Below are 15,765 nucleotides of genomic sequence, written 5' to 3'. Positions count from 1 at the left end.
GTGGTATGGTCATGAGTATGAGAGCGACCCGTGTAGGTGAGCAGATGAAAAAAGAACTTGGAGACATCATCGGACGAAAGTTAAAAGATCCGAGAATTGGATTTTTAACAGTAACAGATGTCAGAGTCTCTGGTGATCTGCAAATTGCTAAAGTGTATATTTCCGTTCTTGGTGATCACAAGAAACGAGAAGAGACACTAGCAGGCTTGGCAAAAGCAAAGGGCTTTATTCGATCTGAACTTGGGAATCGAATCAGGCTCCGCAAAACACCTGAAATTCAATTTGAATTCGATGAATCAATCGATTACGGAAACCGGATCGAAACATTGATTCATGAGCTGAATTCAAACAAAGACGAATAAAACACAAAAAGGATAGGCGGAATCCAACTGCCTGTCCTTTTTAACTAATGGAAAGGAGTGAAACAACCTACATGTTTAACGGAGTCCTACTTTTACATAAACCGGCTGGAATGACTTCTCATGATTGTGTCATGAAAATTCGTAAGATGCTAAAGACAAAAAAGGTTGGTCACACAGGAACACTCGACCCTGAAGTATCAGGTGTTCTTCCAATCTGTATTGGAAGAGCGACCAAGATCGTTGAATACTTGACAGAAAAAGCAAAGACATATGATGCTGAAATCACGCTCGGCTTTTCAACGACGACAGAAGATCAGACGGGAGAGATGATCGAAAAAACCCTGATAAAGACCCCACCCGATGAAAAAACGGTTAAGAGTGTACTTAAAAGTCTTGAAGGTCCACTTGAACAGGTACCTCCAATGTATTCAGCAGTCAAAGTCAATGGAAAAAAATTATATGAGTACGCTAGAGCGGGACTTGAAGTCGAAAGGCCCAGTCGAACAATTACGATTCATCAGATTGACTTGACATCTGCAATCAGCTATGAACGTGATACGGTACGCTTTCGGTTCCATGTAACATGTTCAAAGGGTACGTATGTCAGAACCTTGGCAGTGACCATCGGCGAAAAGCTTGGTTATCCAGCTCATATGTCTCATTTAAGGAGAACGGCCTCCGGTGATTTCACACTTGATGAATGTTTGACTTTTGAAGATATAGAAAAACTTCTTGCTGCCGGCAGATTGGCTGAACAGATTGTGCCCGTTGAACGTGCACTTGATCATTTGCCGAAATGGAACATTAATGATACATTAGCTAAGAAAGTGGAAAATGGAGCAGTGCTTGAAACGCCCGCTTGTTTTTTACATTTAACGAGCGAAGACCGTTTGGCGGTCTTTACAGAAGAAGGCTTGTGTACAGCTATTTATTACCCGCATCCAACAAAATCTGGATTGTTAAAACCGGCAAAAGTATTCGCGCAAAATAAGTGAACAAGAAGAAAAGGTGACCGTTTTGAAGACGATACATATTTCTCATCCTCACAATTTAAAACGTGAGGACTTCCCAAAATCAGTGATGGCACTAGGTTTTTTTGACGGGATTCATCTGGGGCACCAGGAAGTGATTCGCACAGCGAAAAACACGGCAGATCAAGCAGGAGTCAAAACGTCTGTGATGACCTTTTACCCTCATCCGTCAGCCATTCTCAAAAAAGGTTGTGAGCCTAAAGAGTGGATTACGCCTTTAGATGACAAAATGAAAATCATCGAAAGTTTAGAAGCCGACTTTTTATATATCGTGGACTTCAGTTCTCAGTTTGCTTCCCTTTCACCAGAGGAATTTATTGATCAATATATTATCGAATTTAATGTTTGTCATATTGTAGCGGGCTTTGACTTTACTTTTGGGAAATTTGGAAAAGGTACAATCGAAAACTTTCAAGAGTATGCAAAAGGACGTGTAAACAGTACAGCAGTTGCTAAATTATCCAAGCAGGATCAGAAGGTGAGCTCCACTAGGATCAGAGGTCTTCTTCAAGAAGGTGATGTAGCATATGTCGCCCAATTGTTAGGAAGACCATATGATGTCAAAGGCATTGTCATCGAGGGGGATAAACGGGGACGAAGAATGGGTTTTCCAACAGCCAATATTGGACTTTCAGACTTGTACATTGTACCTCCAACTGGTGTATATGCTGTTAAAGCCGAGATAGAAGGGGCATCTTTCAACGGGATCTGTAATGTTGGATATCGCCCAACTTTTTATCAAAAACGTCCTGATCAGCCTTCAATTGAAGTGAATTTATTTGATTTTGATGAAGAGATATATGGAAAACAAATTCGGGTTGAATGGCATAAAAGGTTGAGAAATGAAAAAAAGTTTGGCAGTATGAACGATCTAATTGAACAAATTAGAAAAGATAAACACGCAGCGATTCGCTTTTTTAAAGAACGGAAGCTGGCCGAGATTTAAATATGTATACAAATATTCATTATCGTCAATCATGTTGATGAAAAAGTTTATTGTAAGTAGTTGCATAAGAGCTGTCTTTCTAGTATCATAGTTTCTGTAGCTTTAAAACCGCTCACTTGGCAAATCGAATCACCGGCGTTTGCTAGGTAATCGGGGCTAATATTATTTGGAGGTGAAACAGGATGGCAATTACTCAAGAGCGTAAAAATCAACTCATCAATGAGTTCAAAACACACGAATCTGACACGGGTTCACCGGAAGTTCAGATCGCTATCCTAACAGATTCAATCAACAATCTGAACGAGCATTTACGCACTCATAAGAAAGACCACCACTCACGTCGCGGTCTTCTTAAAATGGTAGGTAAACGTCGTAATCTTCTTACGTATCTTCGTAATAAAGACGTCACTCGTTACCGTGAGTTGATCAACAAACTAGGATTACGTCGATAATCGTAAAAAGCGGGAGGATTCCCGCTTTTTTATCGTATAAAAACAAATATCTGGAAACTCCAAACATGTTGCTCATATAAATAATTTGATAACAAGTTTACATAGGATTTTGCCATTGATATGTTCAATTCATTTCGTTCATAATAGGAGTAATCTAAAAACTATCCAAAGAGAGGAGTTCATATTAAATGGGACAAGAGAAACACGTCTTTTCCATAGATTGGGCCGGCCGAAAATTAATTGTTGAAACGGGTCAGCTTGCCAAACAAGCAAACGGAGCTGTTATGATCCGTTATGGTGATACTGCCGTTCTCAGTACTGCAACAGCTTCAAAAGAACCCAAAACTGTAGATTTCTTTCCTCTAACTGTTAACTATGAAGAAAGACTTTATGCAGTTGGGAAAATTCCAGGCGGATTTATTAAAAGAGAGGGAAGACCGAGCGAAAAAGCGATTCTTGCTAGCCGCTTAATTGATCGGCCCATCCGCCCGCTGTTTGCTGATGGATTCCGTAATGAAGTTCAAGTCGTTAGCATTGTTATGAGTGTTGACCAAAATTGTTCATCAGAAATGGCAGCGATGTTTGGTTCATCACTTGCACTTTCTGTGTCAGATATTCCTTTTGAAGGACCGATTGCTGGTGTGACAGTGGGAAGGATTGATAACGAATTTATCATTAATCCGACACTTGAACAGCTTGAGAAAAGCGATATTCATTTAGTAGTAGCAGGAACAAAAGATGCGATTAACATGGTTGAAGCAGGTGCTGAGGAAGTACCGGAAGAGATCATGCTTGAAGCGATCATGTTCGGTCATGAAGAAATCAAGCGTCTGATTGCTTTTCAAGAAGAAATTGTTGCAGTTGTCGGAAAAGAAAAATCAGACATTTCATTGTATGAAATCGATTCCGATCTAAAAGCAAAAGTTCAAGCCATGGCTGAAACCGATTTATTAAAGGCGATTCAGGTTCATGAAAAGCATGCACGCGAAAATGCGATTAGCGAAGTGAAAAATACCGTTGTCGCTAAGTTTGAAGAAGAAGAACATGATGAAGAAACGCTTAAACAGGTGAAAAATATTTTAGGACAGCTTGTGAAAAATGAAGTGCGCCGTTTGATCACCGAAGAAAAAATTCGTCCAGATGGCAGAGGCGTCGCTGAAATCCGTCCGCTTTCTTCAGAAGTAGGTCTACTTCCGAGAACACATGGATCAGGACTATTTACAAGAGGACAAACTCAGGCGCTTAGCATTTGTACACTTGGTGCACTTGGAGATGTTCAAATCTTGGATGGTCTCGGTGTTGAAGAATCTAAACGATTTATGCACCATTATAATTTTCCACAGTTTAGTGTTGGGGAAACAGGACCGATGCGCGGACCCGGCCGACGCGAAATTGGACATGGAGCACTTGGTGAACGTGCACTTGAACCGATTATCCCATCTGAAAAAGATTTTCCATACACAGTTCGCCTTGTTTCAGAAGTGCTTGAATCAAATGGCTCGACTTCACAAGCAAGCATTTGTGCAAGCACACTTGCGATGATGGATGCTGGGGTGCCAATTAAAGCACCAGTTGCTGGGATTGCGATGGGGCTTGTCAAATCTGGTGACCATTACACGGTATTAACAGATATTCAGGGAATGGAAGATGCCCTTGGGGACATGGACTTTAAAGTAGCAGGAACAGCGAAAGGTGTCACTGCTCTGCAAATGGATATTAAAATTTCCGGTTTGTCACGAGAGATTTTGCAAGAAGCTTTACATCAGGCGAAAAAAGGCAGAATGGAGATTCTTGAAAGTATGCTCTCTACAATTAGAGAAGCAAGACAAGAGCTTTCTCCATATGCGCCGAAGATCTTGACAATGTCGATCAATCCGGATAAAATCCGCGATGTCATCGGTCCAAGCGGTAAGCAAATTAATAAAATTATTGAAGACACTGGTGTTAAAATTGATATTGAACAAGATGGAACAATCTTTATTTCTTCGACAGATGAAAGTATGAATCAAAAAGCGAAGAAAATCATTGAAGACCTTGTCAGAGAAGTTGAAGTTGGACAGCTTTACTTAGGTAAAGTGAAACGAATTGAGAAATTTGGCGCCTTTGTCGAACTATTTAGTGGCAAAGATGGTTTAGTCCATATTTCAGAGCTTGCACTTGAACGTGTTGGTAAAGTTGAAGATGTTGTTAAAATCGGTGATGAACTCCTTGTGAAAGTAACGGAAATTGACAAGCAAGGACGGGTTAATCTATCGAGAAAGGCTGTACTGCGTGAACAGAAGGAAAATGAGGAACAAAAATCGTAAATCGGTGTCTATCTCGCTTCTGTCAGGTGTGTTAAGCTTGAGAAGGAGCCTGGGAGACCCGGCTTCTTTTATTTTGAGCGGACTGATTCGCTCAGTTCTATCTTGTCCTTTTCTCACATAATTTGTGGGGAAGGGAGGAATCCAATTGAAGAGGACCGCTGTTCGATGTTTCGTCTTTTTCTTTCTTTTCATCATGTCATATCAAATGATCAAAACTCCATATAAGCTAAATTACATAGATGCTATAAAAAAAGATGCCGCTGCAGTCAGTACCCAACACGACAGTATTTATCAGGAGCTGATTGAAAAAGCGCCTCAATTTGAAATAAAAGCACAGAATGCGCAAGTTGATCAAATTTGGAAAGCGACCCCTGGCTATAACGGTTTAAAAGTGAATCTTGAAAAATCTTATCGGAAAATGAAAAAGGCCGGTTTATTTGATAAGAAGTTACTTGTTTATGATCAGGTCAAACCGGAAGTCCACTTACAATCATTAAAATCTGAGCCAATTTACCGCGGACATCCCGATAAACCGATGGTCTCATTCATTATTAATGTTGCTTGGGGAAATGAATATTTAGCAAAAATGCTCCCCATTTTGAAAAAATATCAAGTGAAAGCGACTTTTTTTCTAGAAGGGAAATGGGTAGAAAAACATCCGGATTTAGCAAAAACCATTTTCAATGATGGACATGAAATCGGAAACCATTCATACAATCACCCAGATATGAGCAAACTGACGAGTGAACGAATTTCTGAACAGCTGCAGCTGACAAATGAAATCATCAAGAAAACGCTTCAGGTGGAACCAAAATGGTTCGCACCCCCTAGTGGAAGTTTTCGCAAAGAAGTTGTTCATAAGGCACATCACTTAGGGATGGGAACGATCATGTGGACAGTTGATACTATCGATTGGCAAAAACCACAACCAGCTGTTTTACAACACCGCGTTTTAAGCAAAGTGCATAATGGGGCCATGATATTAATGCATCCAACAGATGCCACTGCAAAAAGCCTCGCGATCCTCATACAAAAACTAAGGGGAAAAGGCTTTCAAATTGGAACAGTCTCACAATTGTTGAACGAAACACGTATCATGAAAGAATAGTGATATGCGTTCTTTGAATAGGAGGAACAGATTTGATAAAACGGTATACTTGTCAAAATGGCGTACGAATCGTACTTGAAAATAACCCCACCGTCCGGTCTGTAGCAATCGGTGTTTGGATCGGAACTGGATCGAGACATGAAACACCGGACATTAATGGTATTTCACACTTTTTGGAACACATGTTTTTTAAAGGAACAAAAACACGGACAGCCAGAGACATCGCAGAGTCCTTTGATAGAATAGGCGGACAAGTCAATGCATTTACTTCAAAAGAGTATACATGCTATTATGCGAAAGTTCTTGATGAATACGCGAGTTATGCTTTAGATATTCTAGCTGATATGTTCTTTCATTCTTCATTTGATGAAGAAGAATTAAAAAAAGAAAAAAACGTTGTCTATGAAGAAATTAAAATGTATGAAGATACACCTGATGATATTGTCCATGATTTACTTAGTAAAGCCTCATTTGGGAATCACTCTCTTGGTTATCCTATTCTCGGCAGTGAAGAAACACTTGCTAAGTTTAATGGAGCCTCTTTGAGAAAATATATAGATGAACACTACACACCTGATCGCGTCGTCATTTCGATTGCTGGAAATGTTTCTGAAAGTTTTATTAAAGAGGCTGAAAAACATTTTGGCTCTTATGAAGCAGCTGGAAACAGAACAGGAATGACAGAACCTGATTTTCACTATGAAAAATTGGCACGTAAAAAGGAGACAGAACAAGCCCATCTTTGTCTCGGCTTCAAGGGCTTAAAAGCCGGACATTCAGAAATTTATGATTTGATTGTCATGAACAATATTTTGGGAGGAAGCATGAGCAGCCGCCTTTTTCAAGATGTCCGTGAAGATAAAGGACTCGCATATTCTGTGTTTAGCTTCCACAGCTCATACGAAGATAGCGGAATGGTGACCATTTATGGCGGAACAGGCGCTAACCAGCTTCAGCTTCTTTCAGAAACGATTCATGAAACACTTAGGGTGTTAAAAAGCGAAGGCGTTACACCGAAAGAACTCGAAAACAGCAAGGAGCAAATGAAAGGCAGTCTGATGCTCGGTCTAGAAAGTACAAATAGCAAAATGAGTCGCAACGGAAAAAATGAACTTTTGCTGGGAAAACACCGGACCCTGGACGAAATGCTGGAAACATTAAACGCAGTCAATCTTGAGCGTGTCAATCGATTGGTGAAACAAATATTTACAGATGATTATTCAATGGCACTTATCAGTCCAACTGGTGATCTGCCAAAATAAACTGCTTGCCGCTTAGGCAGGCATGTTTTTTTATTTTGAGACATACACCATAACAAAAGGAGGATTTTTATGAGGCTTAGTGAACTTTCGGGAAAAGAAATCGTCGATGTCAAACGTGCTGAACGTCTCGGGGTTTTGGGGCAAACAGATCTTGAGATCAATGAAGAGGACGGCCGGATTACCGCACTTATCATTCCCTCACTTAAATGGTTTGGATTAAGAAAACAAGGGAATGAAATTAGAGTTCCTTGGACACAGATTCGCAAAATCGGATCAGATATGATTATTCTTGATGTTCCTGAAGAAATCGGAAGCGATGATAAATAAACAGATCCTTGACCTGGCAGCTCGACAAGCCAGGTTTTTTTGTTTGCGACAAACTAATTTTAATTCACCGCTATTTCCTTTTTGTCATATGATGAAATTAGCTTATGAATTAAGATCTTTGTCAAAAAGAAGGTGAATGTTAGAGCCATGTTAACCGGATTGACAATTGCACTCATCGGGGGAGATGCAAGGCAACTAGAGATCATTCGCAAACTGACAGAACAACAGGCAAAAGTTTTTTTGGTCGGTTTTGATCAACTTGATCATGGGTTTACCGGTGCAACAAAATGCAAATTAAATGAATTGGATTTCGGTGTAATAGACAGTATCATTCTGCCTGTTTCAGGTACAGCGGCTGATGGTTCAGTTGCAACAGTGTTTTCAAACGAAAAGGTGATATTGACACAACATGATTTAGAGAAAACAAAGCCAAACTGTACGATTTATTCAGGAATTTCTAATGATTATTTAGATGGAATAGTGAAAGGGGCAAATCGCAGTCTTATTAAGCTTATGGAAAGAGACGATATTGCCATTTATAATTCGATACCTACAGTTGAAGGAACCATCATGATGGCAATACAGCATACCGACTACACCATTCATGGCTCAAATATTATTGTTCTTGGGCTTGGCCGAACCGGAATGAGTATTAGTAGAACTTTTTCGGCTCTTGGAGCACATGTGAAAGTTGGTGCGCGAGACTCAGCCCATCTCGCTAGGATCACGGAAATGGGTCTTACCCCTTTTCACATCAGCCAACTTGGCGAACATGTTGAACATACCGATATTTGTATTAATACCATTCCAAGTCTTATTCTTAATCGAACGGTTCTTTCGCGAATGACACCGAGAACATTGATTCTTGATTTAGCCACTCGCCCTGGTGGTACAGATTTTGGTTTTGCTGAAAAACAAGGTATAAAAGCGCTGCTTGCACCAGGACTTCCGGGTATTGTAGCGCCAAAAACGGCAGGTCAGATCATCGCTAATGTTTTGTGTAATCTTTTATCACAAGCAACAACTGATCGAAAGGAGTAGTTAGTCATCATGTCGATCAAAGGGAAAAGAATCGGATTTGGTCTAACAGGTTCACATTGTACGTATGATGCAGTATTTCCACAAATTGAAGAGCTTGTCAGTAGTGGGGCAGAAGTTAGACCGATCGTGACATCAACTGTAAAATCGTCCAATACACGCTTTGGTGAAGGAAAAGAATGGGTGCGGAAAGTTGAAGAACTGACAGGATTTGAGGTCATTGATACGATTCCCAAAGCGGAACCTCTAGGACCGAAAACACCGCTTGACTGTATGGTGATTGCCCCACTGACAGGAAACTCAATGAGCAAGCTTGCCAATGCAATGACAGATTCTCCGGTTTTAATGGCAGCGAAGGCAACAGTGCGAAACTCTCGACCAGTCGTTTTGGGTATATCTACAAATGATGCTCTCGGTCTTAACGGTGTTAATTTGATGAGGCTCATGACAACAAAAAACATTTTCTTCGTTCCGTTTGGTCAGGATGATCCATATCAAAAACCAAATTCACTCGTTGCCAAAATGGAGCTTTTATGTCCAGCTATTGAAGAAGCCCTTTCCCATAAACAAATTCAACCCGTTCTTGTGAACAATTATGAATAAGATTTTAAAAAATATCAATCATCTGGTTCATTTCTATGTTAAAATATAGTGTAAAATCAAGTCAACCATTGTTATAAATGATTGGTGGAAGGAGTTTTACATTTGGGCAGAGGATTACATGTAGCAGTAGTTGGTGCCACAGGTGCTGTAGGACAGCAAATGTTAAAAACATTAGAAGAAAGAAATTTTGAACTGGATAAATTAATTTTATTATCATCAAAACGTTCTGCAGGTAAGCAACTCACATACAAAGGTGAAAAATATACTGTACAGGAAGCGGTTCCGGAAAGTTTTGAAGGCGTAGATATTGCCTTGTTCAGTGCGGGCGGAAGTGTCTCACAGGCGCTTGCTCACGAGGCTGTCAAACGCGGAGCGATTGTTATTGACAACACAAGTGCATTTCGCATGGATCAAAATACACCACTTGTCGTCCCAGAAGTAAATGAAGCAGATTTACATCACCATAATGGAATCATTGCAAACCCGAATTGTTCAACAATTCAAATGGTTGTTGCACTTGAGCCAATCAGAAAGGCATTCGGTTTAAATAAAATTATTGTTTCAACATACCAAGCTGTTTCAGGAGCTGGAAATGAAGCTGTAAAAGAACTTTATGACCAAACGGAAGCGATTCTGAATAACAAGCCGTTCGATGCGCAGATTATGCCAGTGAAAAGTGATGAAAAACACTATCAAATTGCTTTTAATGCCATTCCTCAGATCGATAAATTCCAGGAAAATGGGTTTACGTTTGAGGAAATGAAAATGATAAATGAAACGAAAAAAATTATGCATATGCCCGAACTTCAAGTTTCTGCAACATGTGTAAGACTTCCGATTGCAACTGGACATTCGGAGGCTGTCTACATTGAAATTGACCGTCATGATGTAACAGCAGAAGATATAAAAAATCTGTTAAAAGATGCTCCAGGAGTAATCCTCCAGGACAATCCAGCTGAACAGCTCTATCCAATGCCTGCTGATGCAGTAGGGAAAAGAGATGTGTTTGTCGGAAGGGTGCGAAAAGACCTCGATCGCCCAAATGGTTTTCATCTTTGGATTGTATCCGATAACCTTCTCAAGGGTGCAGCCTGGAATTCTGTTCAAGTTGCAGAAAGTTTAAAAGCTTTAAATTTAGTTTAAATACTGATACGATTTCTAGGGAGAGAGTGAGGCTAAAACCCGCCTGCTCTCTTCTGTTACGTCCGAAATCAATGTGGAGTGAAATGAATTGAAAATCATCGTTCAAAAATTTGGCGGAACGTCTGTAAAAGATGATCACGGCCGAAAACTCGCCCTTAGTCATGTTAAAGAAGCCGTTAATAAAGGATACAAAGCTGTTATTGTGGTTTCAGCAATGGGCCGAAAAGGTGATCCATATGCGACGGATTCATTATTGGATCTACTTTATGGAAGACAGGATGTGATCACCGAACGTGAGCAGGATTTATTATTGTCATGTGGTGAAACGATTTCTGCTGTTGTCTTCTCAAGCATGTTGTTGGAAAATGGAATGAAAGCCGCGGCATTGACTGGTGCACAGGCTGGTTTTTTGACAGATGATCAGCACACAAATGCAAGAATTCTCGAAATGAAACCAGAACGCCTTCTCAGCATGCTGGTCGATCATGATGCGGTTGTTGTTACCGGATTTCAGGGAGCGACAGCAAAAGGAGATATCACGACGATCGGCCGCGGTGGCAGTGATACATCAGCTGCTGCCCTTGGTGCGGCATTAGATGCGGAATTTATTGATATTTTCACAGATGTAGAAGGTGTTATGACCGCAGATCCTAGAATCGTAGAAAAAGCAAGACCCCTTCCTGTGATTACTTACACGGAAATATGTAATTTAGCATACCAGGGTGCAAAGGTGATCCATCCAAGAGCAGTCGAAATCGCCATGCAGGCAAAGGTACCTATTCGGGTTCGCGCGACATATTCTAAAGAAAAAGGCACACTGGTCACAAGTCATCATACATCAAAAGCTGGAAGCGATGTGTTTGAACGATTGATCACAGGTATTGCTCATGTGAAAGATGTGACGCAGTTTAAGGTTCCAGCTAAAGAAGGACAATATAATGTACAGACAGAAGTATTTAAAGCAATGGCAAGCGCAGGTATTAGCGTAGATTTCTTTAATATTACACCAAGTGAAATTGTATATACAGTAGCTGGAAACATGACCGATCGAGCATTAGATATTTTAACAAAAATGGGTTATGACCCCGCTGTAACGAGAAATTGTGCAAAAGTGTCAGCGGTAGGAGCAGGGATTATGGGCGTCCCAGGTGTCACTTCAAAAATTGTCACGGCCTTATCGGAAAAGGGAATTGCCATTCTTCAATCCGCTGATAGCCACACAACGATTTGGGTGCTTGTTCATGAGGAACATCTGGCATCGGCTGTAAATGCTTTACATGAAGTGTTTGAACTATCAAAATAAAAGTGGAATTATTAGAGGTGAAAAAAATGAATTTCGGAAATATTGCGACTGCAATGGTGACTCCTTTTGACAAAAATGAAAATGTTGATTTTCAAAAATTAAAAAAGTTGATCGGTTACTTGATCGAAAACGGTACAGATTCCCTAGTTGTTGCTGGAACAACGGGTGAATCACCAACACTGTCTGAAGAAGAGAAACTGGCGCTTATTAAATATTGTGTAAAAGAAGTAAACGGTCGTATACCTGTTATTGCTGGTACGGGCAGCAACAATACAGCCGCATCTATTAGATTGACTAAAAAAGCAGAGGAAGCTGGAGCGGACGCTGTTATGCTTGTGGTTCCTTATTACAACAAACCTTCTCAAGAAGGGATGTACCATCATTTTAAAGCAATCGCTGAAGAGACTTCTCTACCAGTTATGCTTTACAATGTACCGGGTCGGACAGTCGTTTCACTTTCGCCAGAAACGACGATCCGCCTGGCTAAAATCCCGAATATCGTAGCGATTAAAGAAGCGAGCGGTGATTTAGACGGAATTGCAAAAATTGTTGCCGAAACACCTGAAGATTTTGCTGTTTATTCAGGTGATGATAGCCTAACACTGCCGGCTCTAGCTGTTGGGGGTAAAGGTGTTGTATCTGTTGCGTCCCATATCATTGGACGGGAAATGCAAGAGATGATCACGCTTTATTTGAATGGAGATACGGCTCAGGCAGCATTGATCCATCAGAAATTGCTGCCTCTCATGAATGGTTTGTTTGCGGCTCCAAACCCGACACCAGTCAAGACAGCTCTTCAGCTAAAAGGTCTTGATGTCGGTTCTGTTCGCCTTCCTTTGCTTCCGCTAAATGAAGAGGAACGTCTCCACTTAAGTAACTTGATTGACAATTTGTAAACACATATACGGTCGAAACGGTCATCCCCTTTTCGGGGTATGGCCGTTTATATTATACATAAGGTTCTTGTTTTCTAAAATTAGATTCAGGTATAATAGGGACAAGTGATGATGGACGGGTAACTAAGATTAGGAGGATTACAATTTGAAAAAAAAGACAGAAAATATTAAGATTATCGCCTTAGGCGGTGTCGGGGAGATTGGAAAAAACCTTTATGTTATCGAAATTGACTCAGACATATTTGTGGTTGATGCAGGGCTTATGCATCCAGAAAATGAGATGCTAGGAATCGATGTCGTCATCCCTGACATTTCTTATTTAATCGAAAGATCTGACCGTGTTAAGGCGATTTTCCTAACACATGGCCATGAAGAAAACATCGGTGGTGTTTTTTACTGCTTGAACAAACTTTCCGTGCCTGTGTACGGAACAAAGCTGACTCTTGCCCTTTTAAAAGAATCTTTAAAGCAGTACGGTTCAAATAAAAAAACCGATTTAAGAGAAATCCACTCCAAATCAGTTATTTCATTTGAATCAACAAAAGTTTCATTTTTCAGCACTAACCATAGTATTCCAGATTCCGTTGGCATCAGCTTTAAAACATCACTTGGATCAATCGTATGTACTGGTGATTTTAAATTTGATCAGACACCAGTTTTTAACCAGAAAAGCGATATTGGAGAGATTGCCAAAATTGGCAACAGCGGTGTCCTTTGCTTGCTTTCAGACAGCACCAATGCAGAAAAGCCAGGTTATACACCTTCAGAAGCTGTTGTTGGAGGAGAAATATCTGATGTGTTCTACAGCGCTGAAAATCGAGTCATCATTACCGTCTTAGCTTCCAACCTCAACCGGGTTCAACAGGTGATTGACGCAGCACTTCAAAACGGTAGAAAATTAGCCGTATCAGGCAAAAATATATCAGCGATTCTCAAGCTTGCGATGAAACTCGGTTATGTTATAGCTGATGAGGACATGTTCATCCCGGTTCAAGATGTTAAAAAATATCCTAAACACGAAGTAGCTATTTTGACGGGGGACAACCATGGGGAACCACTTGCTGCCTTAACAAGAATCGCCAAACAAGGACATAAACAGATTGATATTGAAAAAGGGGATACCGTCTTGATTGCCTCAACCCCTATTCCAGGACAGGAGTTAGTCTATTCAAAAGCGGTCGATCTATTGACAAGGGAAGGTGCCCATGTTGTGTTCGCACAAAAGCGTGTTCACGTTTCTGGCCACGGTTGTCAAGAAGAACTAAAACTAATGCTTAATCTGATGAGACCGAAATATTTAATTCCTGTAAACGGTGAATTCAGAATGCAAAAAGCCCATTCCAAAGTTGCAGAAGAAATCGGAATGAAGCGAAGTGACATTTTTCTAATTGAAAAAGGTGATGTCGTTGAGTTTCGCGGTCAAAATGTGAAAATAGGCGATAAAGTTCAATCAGGTAACATATTGATTGACGGTCTAGGTGTGGGGGATATCGGCAACATCGTCCTTAGGGATCGGCGTCTTCTATCTCAAGACGGAATTTTAATCGTTGTGATTACACTCGATAAAAAGAAAAAAAATCTTGTTTCAGGACCCGAAATTATCACAAGAGGTTTTGTCTATGTTAGAGAATCTGAACAATTAATCATTGATGCAACAGAGCTTGTCAGAAATATTGTCAAAGAAAGTACTGAAAACGCCGTTGTTGAATGGTCTGCCTTAAAACAAACAATGCGTGATGCTTTAAATCAATTCTTATATGAAAAAACAAAGCGAAAACCAATGATTATTCCAATTATCATGGAAGTATAAAAGGGCTTCCCGAAAAGTTAGTTTTTCTGACTTTTTGGGGCCCTTTTACTCATTTTCTCGGGTTTCCTTTTTACACTGAATGAAAAAAACGCCATTGTTAATAATACAAAAGAAACTCGAGAAAGAGGTGAGTAATATGCGCTTAGACCGGACAGAAAATGGGGAAGAACAAGAGGAACAGCCCGCTAAACAAGATGTAAAAGATAGCATTGTCAACAAAATTCAGCAACTCGGTGAAACAACACTCCCACAAATGGGACAAGATTCGAATATTCATTGTTTGACGATCATTGGTCAAATTGAAGGTCATATTCAGCTTCCTCCGCAAAATAAAACAACAAAGTATGAGCATGTTATTCCGCAAATTGTCGCTATTGAGCAAAATCCAAAAATTGAAGGATTGTTAATCATTTTAAATACAGTTGGCGGTGATGTAGAAGCTGGACTTGCAATCGCTGAAATGCTGGCCTCACTATCTAAACCAACAGTTTCCATTGTGCTTGGTGGCGGCCATTCTATAGGTGTGCCAATTGCGGTTTCATGTAATTATAGCTATATTGCCGAAACGGCTACAATGACAATTCACCCGGTTCGATTGACCGGTCTTGTTATCGGTGTACCGCAAACATTTGAGTATCTTGATAAAATGCAGGACAGGGTTATCAATTTTGTCATGAACCATTCCAATATTTCCGAAGATAAATTTAAGGAGTTAATGTTTTCCAAAGGAAATCTAACAAGGGATATTGGAACAAATGTCGTTGGAAAAGATGCGGTGAAATATGGCTTAATCAATGAAACGGGCGGAGTGGGGCAGGCCATTAAAAAGTTGAATGAACTAATCGAAGAAACCCGTAGCAGTGATGAGAGGATGGTTCAATGATCCTATATACGATGATGCCGCATGAACTCGTTTTTGGTAGCCAGATGGAAGAAACAAACCGGAGGCAGGTTGATGTAAATGGCGTACCACTTCTCATCGAAATGAATGGAGAAGAAGCTAAAGTGATTCAAGTACTTAGTACAAATCCCATGGACTATTTAAATCAAGAAACCGCACCTGGGCAAACATTGAAACTGACATTTTACAAATAGCTCAAAGTATCAATGATAAATATGCTATAATAGTGAGATCAGGAAGGATTGCAGCCGCAACAGGCTGCTTTCTCTTTTCTCGG

The 15,765-nt window shown here is 40.3% G+C and carries 16 protein-coding genes; all 16 read left to right on the top strand.

What is annotated here, in order from left to right; genetic code table 11:
• Positions 1–11: 11 nt before the first annotated feature.
• The gene (gene rbfA / locus PDT38_RS03825; protein ID WP_270799131.1) at positions 12–362 is read left to right on the top strand and encodes a 30S ribosome-binding factor RbfA; all 351 of its coding nucleotides are present in this window, start codon (positions 12–14) and stop codon (positions 360–362) included.
• Between the two features lie 71 nt (positions 363–433).
• Positions 434–1,357: a tRNA pseudouridine(55) synthase TruB gene (truB, locus tag PDT38_RS03820; RefSeq protein ID WP_270799129.1), complete on the top strand. Its 924-nt coding sequence runs from the start codon at positions 434–436 to the stop codon at positions 1,355–1,357.
• Between the two features lie 22 nt (positions 1,358–1,379).
• Positions 1,380–2,339, top strand: a complete 960-nt coding sequence (ribF, locus tag PDT38_RS03815; RefSeq protein WP_270799128.1) for a bifunctional riboflavin kinase/FAD synthetase — start codon at positions 1,380–1,382, stop codon at positions 2,337–2,339.
• A gap of 182 nt (positions 2,340–2,521) precedes the next feature.
• On the top strand, positions 2,522–2,791 hold the full coding sequence (rpsO, locus tag PDT38_RS03810) for a 30S ribosomal protein S15 (RefSeq protein ID WP_003220957.1): 270 nt from the start codon (positions 2,522–2,524) through the stop codon (positions 2,789–2,791).
• 188 nt (positions 2,792–2,979) lie between these two features.
• Entirely contained in the window at positions 2,980–5,097 is a 2,118-nt protein-coding gene (pnp, locus tag PDT38_RS03805; RefSeq protein WP_270799126.1) for a polyribonucleotide nucleotidyltransferase, read from the top strand.
• 193 nt (positions 5,098–5,290) lie between these two features.
• The gene (locus PDT38_RS03800) at positions 5,291–6,205 is read left to right on the top strand and encodes a polysaccharide deacetylase family protein (protein ID WP_270800121.1); all 915 of its coding nucleotides are present in this window, start codon (positions 5,291–5,293) and stop codon (positions 6,203–6,205) included.
• 32 nt (positions 6,206–6,237) lie between these two features.
• Positions 6,238–7,467, top strand: coding sequence for a M16 family metallopeptidase (locus PDT38_RS03795; protein WP_270799124.1), 1,230 nt, complete (start codon positions 6,238–6,240; stop codon positions 7,465–7,467).
• Positions 7,468–7,536: 69 nt separating this feature from the next.
• On the top strand, positions 7,537–7,794 hold the full coding sequence (locus PDT38_RS03790; RefSeq protein WP_270799122.1) for a YlmC/YmxH family sporulation protein: 258 nt from the start codon (positions 7,537–7,539) through the stop codon (positions 7,792–7,794).
• Between the two features lie 147 nt (positions 7,795–7,941).
• Positions 7,942–8,835, top strand: coding sequence for a dipicolinic acid synthetase subunit A (dpaA, locus tag PDT38_RS03785; protein WP_270799121.1), 894 nt, complete (start codon positions 7,942–7,944; stop codon positions 8,833–8,835).
• Between the two features lie 6 nt (positions 8,836–8,841).
• Entirely contained in the window at positions 8,842–9,435 is a 594-nt protein-coding gene (gene dpaB, locus PDT38_RS03780; RefSeq protein WP_270800119.1) for a dipicolinate synthase subunit B, read from the top strand.
• Positions 9,436–9,537: 102 nt separating this feature from the next.
• Positions 9,538–10,578, top strand: a complete 1,041-nt coding sequence (asd, locus tag PDT38_RS03775; protein ID WP_270799120.1) for an aspartate-semialdehyde dehydrogenase — start codon at positions 9,538–9,540, stop codon at positions 10,576–10,578.
• An 88-nt stretch (positions 10,579–10,666) separates the two neighbouring features.
• On the top strand, positions 10,667–11,881 hold the full coding sequence (gene dapG / locus PDT38_RS03770) for an aspartate kinase (protein ID WP_270799118.1): 1,215 nt from the start codon (positions 10,667–10,669) through the stop codon (positions 11,879–11,881).
• 26 nt (positions 11,882–11,907) lie between these two features.
• Complete coding sequence (gene dapA / locus PDT38_RS03765; RefSeq protein ID WP_270799116.1) at positions 11,908–12,777, top strand: 4-hydroxy-tetrahydrodipicolinate synthase; 870 nt, start codon at positions 11,908–11,910, stop codon at positions 12,775–12,777.
• A 145-nt stretch (positions 12,778–12,922) separates the two neighbouring features.
• Positions 12,923–14,587, top strand: a complete 1,665-nt coding sequence (gene rnjB / locus PDT38_RS03760; RefSeq protein WP_270799115.1) for a ribonuclease J2 — start codon at positions 12,923–12,925, stop codon at positions 14,585–14,587.
• Positions 14,588–14,723: 136 nt separating this feature from the next.
• Positions 14,724–15,470, top strand: a complete 747-nt coding sequence (locus PDT38_RS03755) for a ClpP family protease (protein ID WP_270799114.1) — start codon at positions 14,724–14,726, stop codon at positions 15,468–15,470.
• The gene (locus PDT38_RS03750) at positions 15,467–15,682 is read left to right on the top strand and encodes a YlzJ-like family protein (protein ID WP_270799112.1); all 216 of its coding nucleotides are present in this window, start codon (positions 15,467–15,469) and stop codon (positions 15,680–15,682) included. Before PDT38_RS03755 ends, PDT38_RS03750 begins: the two co-directional genes overlap by 4 nt.
• Positions 15,683–15,765: the final 83 nt, after the last annotated feature.

The organism is Bacillus changyiensis, assembly GCF_027706145.1.
GTDB lineage: Bacteria > Bacillota > Bacilli > Bacillales > Bacillaceae > Bacillus > Bacillus changyiensis.
This window is presented reverse-complemented; position numbering and strand designations above follow the sequence as displayed.

What these genes read in the sequence shown, in the direction of transcription:
- dapA (WP_270799116.1), top strand. Translation starts at nt 11,908, where the DNA reads ATGAATTTCGGAAATATTGCGACTGCAATGGTGACTCCTTTTGACAAA.
- rpsO (WP_003220957.1), top strand. Translation starts at nt 2,522, where the DNA reads ATGGCAATTACTCAAGAGCGTAAAAATCAACTCATCAATGAGTTCAAA.
- PDT38_RS03750 (WP_270799112.1), top strand. Translation starts at nt 15,467, where the DNA reads ATGATCCTATATACGATGATGCCGCATGAACTCGTTTTTGGTAGCCAG.
- rbfA (WP_270799131.1), top strand. Translation starts at nt 12, where the DNA reads ATGAGTATGAGAGCGACCCGTGTAGGTGAGCAGATGAAAAAAGAACTT.
- PDT38_RS03800 (WP_270800121.1), top strand. Translation starts at nt 5,291, where the DNA reads ATGTCATATCAAATGATCAAAACTCCATATAAGCTAAATTACATAGAT.
- PDT38_RS03790 (WP_270799122.1), top strand. Translation starts at nt 7,537, where the DNA reads ATGAGGCTTAGTGAACTTTCGGGAAAAGAAATCGTCGATGTCAAACGT.
- truB (WP_270799129.1), top strand. Translation starts at nt 434, where the DNA reads ATGTTTAACGGAGTCCTACTTTTACATAAACCGGCTGGAATGACTTCT.
- dpaA (WP_270799121.1), top strand. Translation starts at nt 7,942, where the DNA reads ATGTTAACCGGATTGACAATTGCACTCATCGGGGGAGATGCAAGGCAA.
- pnp (WP_270799126.1), top strand. Translation starts at nt 2,980, where the DNA reads ATGGGACAAGAGAAACACGTCTTTTCCATAGATTGGGCCGGCCGAAAA.
- PDT38_RS03755 (WP_270799114.1), top strand. Translation starts at nt 14,724, where the DNA reads ATGCGCTTAGACCGGACAGAAAATGGGGAAGAACAAGAGGAACAGCCC.